Source organism: Enterobacter cloacae complex sp. GYL001 (assembly GCF_049237125.1).
GTDB classification, from domain to species: Bacteria; Pseudomonadota; Gammaproteobacteria; order Enterobacterales; family Enterobacteriaceae; genus Enterobacter; species Enterobacter hormaechei_C.
Map to the genome: position 1 here is coordinate 1 of NZ_JBMKGW010000045.1, position 3,420 is coordinate 3,420.

Annotated in this window: 3 protein-coding genes; all 3 read right to left on the reverse strand. The window is 62.6% G+C overall.

The window, feature by feature from the left end:
* Positions 1 to 533: 533 nt before the first annotated feature.
* The 3 genes from mphR(A) to ACOTWU_RS25060 are packed head-to-tail and all read right to left on the reverse strand — an operon-like array spanning position 534 to position 3,258.
* A complete protein-coding gene (mphR(A), locus tag ACOTWU_RS25050) occupies positions 534 to 1,118 on the reverse strand; it encodes a macrolide-binding transcriptional repressor MphR(A) (RefSeq protein WP_001137892.1) in 585 nt (194 codons plus the stop codon).
* Positions 1,118 to 2,356, reverse strand: coding sequence for a macrolide resistance MFS transporter Mrx(A) (mrx(A), locus tag ACOTWU_RS25055; RefSeq protein ID WP_000004159.1), 1,239 nt, complete (start codon positions 2,354 to 2,356; stop codon positions 1,118 to 1,120). The genes mphR(A) and mrx(A) overlap by 1 nt, the downstream gene beginning before the upstream one ends.
* The gene (locus ACOTWU_RS25060; RefSeq protein ID WP_000219391.1) at positions 2,353 to 3,258 is read right to left on the reverse strand and encodes an Mph(A) family macrolide 2'-phosphotransferase; all 906 of its coding nucleotides are present in this window, start codon (positions 3,256 to 3,258) and stop codon (positions 2,353 to 2,355) included. The genes mrx(A) and ACOTWU_RS25060 overlap by 4 nt, the downstream gene beginning before the upstream one ends.
* Positions 3,259 to 3,420 lie beyond the last annotated feature (162 nt).

Genomic DNA, 3,420 nt, shown 5'->3' on the forward strand with positions numbered 1-3,420 from the left:
CCATGGGCATGCTCAACCACCATTTCGCAGCAGCCGCCTGATCGGCGCAGAGCGACAGCCTACCTCTGACTGCCGCCAATCTTTGCAACAGAGCCCGCCGTGCTAGTCTGCTCGGTGATGGTGGAGTGAAGCCAACCCGCAATCGGGTTATGAATCTGCATCGCGATTCGCAATCAGCTGTCTCTTGAGCATGTCGAACTCCTGCGATGTTATCTCGCCGTGCTCGTGCTGCTACACCAACTTGTCCAACTCATCCGCCACACCGCTCCCCACCACCTGCGATGGCCAGGTTGTTTGCTGGGCGCATTGGCGGAGTATCGTCTCGACCCGGGACACCCACACCGGCACAACCTTACGGGAGTGATTCACTGTCAAAGAATCGGCCCGGTGCTCTGACGCAAGTATCGGGATGGTCACCATTTGTAAGCCGTAGACCTGAGTGGTGATCAAGACTTCGATACCACCGACCGTACCGGTACTAATCGACGACGGTCGTGTTCGTCGCCTGCCGCAGGGACTCTGCACACCTCCGTTTACGCATGTGCCTGGAGGAGTTGGAAATCGTCGTGTTCGGGAAACATTAAACACAGGATGGCAGCGATCTGAGCCAGCACATGATCAGCTAGCTCACCATCCGGATCGACGGCCCACTGCATCGTCGCGCCAGCGATGACCGAGTGCAGGAGCAACTCAGCTGCCGCAGGAGCACCTGGGGGCAGTCGCTTGCGGATCCCCTCCACCACCGCGCGGTTCCGCTGGATCGCAAGCGTGCGTAGCTCCGGCACCTGGAGCTCGTACCAGGAGATGAGATAGTTCACCGAGAAGTCGTTGCGAGTGTTCATGCTCCGAACGAGCACCTGCAAAAATTCCCAGAGCCCTTGCGGCCCTGCGCCTATCGGTATCGCATTCAGGTAATGCCGCACCTGCTCGACGCCGCGCTCCATCATCCTCACCAGCAGCGTATCGCGGTTGGTGAAGCGCTGGATTAACGCTGCGCGGGAGAGCCCCACCTCCTTTGCTACTCCGCTGAGCGTGAACTCTATGGGACCGCAACGCTTCAGCACTACGGTGGCGGCCTCGAGTACCTCGTCATCGGACTTGAGCTTGGGGCGGGGCATCAGTGTTCACCTTCTGTATGGGTTGGGGCGGAGGCTGTGGCTGCCGCCGCCATTGTAGCAAATTGAAGACGGAGCGAGAGTAGAGCCACGAGCCCCGCAAACACGGCCGATACAACGAGGCCAGGGAGCGGACCAGCAAGGTCGACAAACGCGCCGGCCGCAAGCATAACCATGGGCGAGGCTGACAGCATCACCGCCGAGACCGTGCCGAGTACCCGGCCGAGAAGTTCTGGCGGCGTGCGGTTGTAGATGGCAGCGTTGAGAATGGGAGAGACTGAGCCGGTCAGCAGTCCCACGAGCGCGCCCAACAACATCAGCACCGGCACGCCTGGCAACTGTGAAAGCAGAAGCGAGCCCACCGCAGAGCCACAAAATGCCACCGCCAGCCAGTTCTGCGCTGATATCCGGGCGCCGACCGACGCATGAATGGCAATGCCAAGGAGACCACCAGCCCCCATCATTGAGGAGAACAGCCCGAGCTCTGCTACTTGGCGTCCTGCATCTACAAACAGCGCAGGCATGATGACGCTGCCGTTGGCGCCAACGATGCCCACGAAGATCATCACTATACCAAAGAGAGGGCGCAGCAGGGGTTCGCTCCAGAGAAAAGCGACGCCGGCGCGCATGGAGAGAGTCGCCGTCGTGGTCATCGTCCGAGCGGCACGCGCGGGAAGCACCCACGCGCCGAGCAGACCTGCAAGGACGGAGCAGAACGCCGTCAGCCCGAGCGTTGGCGCAGCGCCAAGCAGGCCGATTGCGGCCCCCCCAAGGGCCGGGCCACCTAGAATCGCGACGTTCCCGATCACCGCTTTCAGTGACGAGACGCGCTCAACGGAGAGCCCGGCGACGTGGCCGAGTTTGGGCAGCTCACTGTCCTGCGCGGCCATACCGGGTGCGTCGAACGCGGCACCGAGCACCACGCAAGCGATCAGCCCAGTGTTCGAGAGGGCGCCAACGGCATCGAGCAGTGGGATGCTCGCCATGGCCACGCCGCCCACCACACCCGAGATCAATGCGACGGGCGCGCGCCCGAACCGATCGACGAGGCCACCACCAACCCACGCGCCGATGATGGTCGCGATGACGCTGCTAGCGGCCGTGGCGCCCGCCCAGGCCGCGCTCTTTGTATGAGACAGGACGAACCATGGAAGCGCGAGGGCCGCCACCGCGTTGCCGATCCGGAAGAGAAAGGTCGCCGCGAACAGCGTCGCGAGCGGGCTATATCGACGTTCGCTCATTCCGCTGCGGCGAGCTGCGCCTTCGCCGCAGCGAGGTACTCTTCGTTACCCGAGTCGAGGGCGAAGAGTGCGTAGGTGACCGCCCCGAACGCAAGGCGCTCCGCGATGTGGTGGGCGAGCCGCGGCCACACCCGGCCACCGGCCGCTTCATACGTGAGGAGGAGCTTCGCGAGCCCCTCTTCACCAAAGACCATAAGGTGCGCGGCCATGTCGATGGCAGGGTCATCAACGCGGGCCTCGCTCCAGTCGATCATCCCGCTGACGCGCTCCGTGTTGTCGATGAGCACATGGCCCACGTAGAGATCGCCATGCACCACCACGGAGAAATCTGGCCACGACGAATCGTCGTCGAGCCAGCGCTGCCACCGGTGGAGGCGCTTGTCGTTCACCACGAACTCGCGTCGGACGCGGTCAACGTCGTCGGCCACCTTCTGACGGGCCTGCGTCGGTGTACGGATGAGCATCCCCGCATCCACGGCGGCGGAAATGGGGACGGCATGCAGGGCGGCGAGCGCGGTCGCGAAGCTCTCCGCGAAGACCTCCGAGTCCTGCGGCACGACCCAGTCGGGCGTGGACGAACCAGGCTGGATGACCATCGCAGTCGAGTCTTCGAGCATGGGATAGGCAACGAGCTCGGCGTTGGCCACGCGCCAGTCCGGCACCGCGAACGGCAGGCGATTCTTGAGCATTGCCAGCACCCGCGCCTCTGGTTCGACCTTCGCGCTTACCTCGGCTCGGCGCGGGATGCGCAGCACCCACCGACGTCCATCGTCGACGGTGGCGATCACGATCCTATAGTCGAGCCCAAGCTCATTGACAGTCAGCGGGCCATGGAGCTTGAGCCCATGTCGGGCTGCAAGTGCGTACAGTTGGGAGGTATCGGCGGTCGTGACTACGGTCATGATTCACTCCTGAGGGCTTGACGGGTTTAGCCACCTAAATGTAACAGTCACGTCGGTTATATTCAATCCGGCACTGTTGCAAAGTTAGCGATGAGGCAGCCTTTTGTCTTATTCAAAGGCCTTACATTTCAAAAACTCTGCTTACCAGGCGCATTTCGCCCA

What these genes read in the sequence shown, in the direction of transcription:
- ACOTWU_RS25060 (WP_000219391.1), bottom strand. Translation starts at nt 3,258, where the DNA reads ATGACCGTAGTCACGACCGCCGATACCTCCCAACTGTACGCACTTGCA.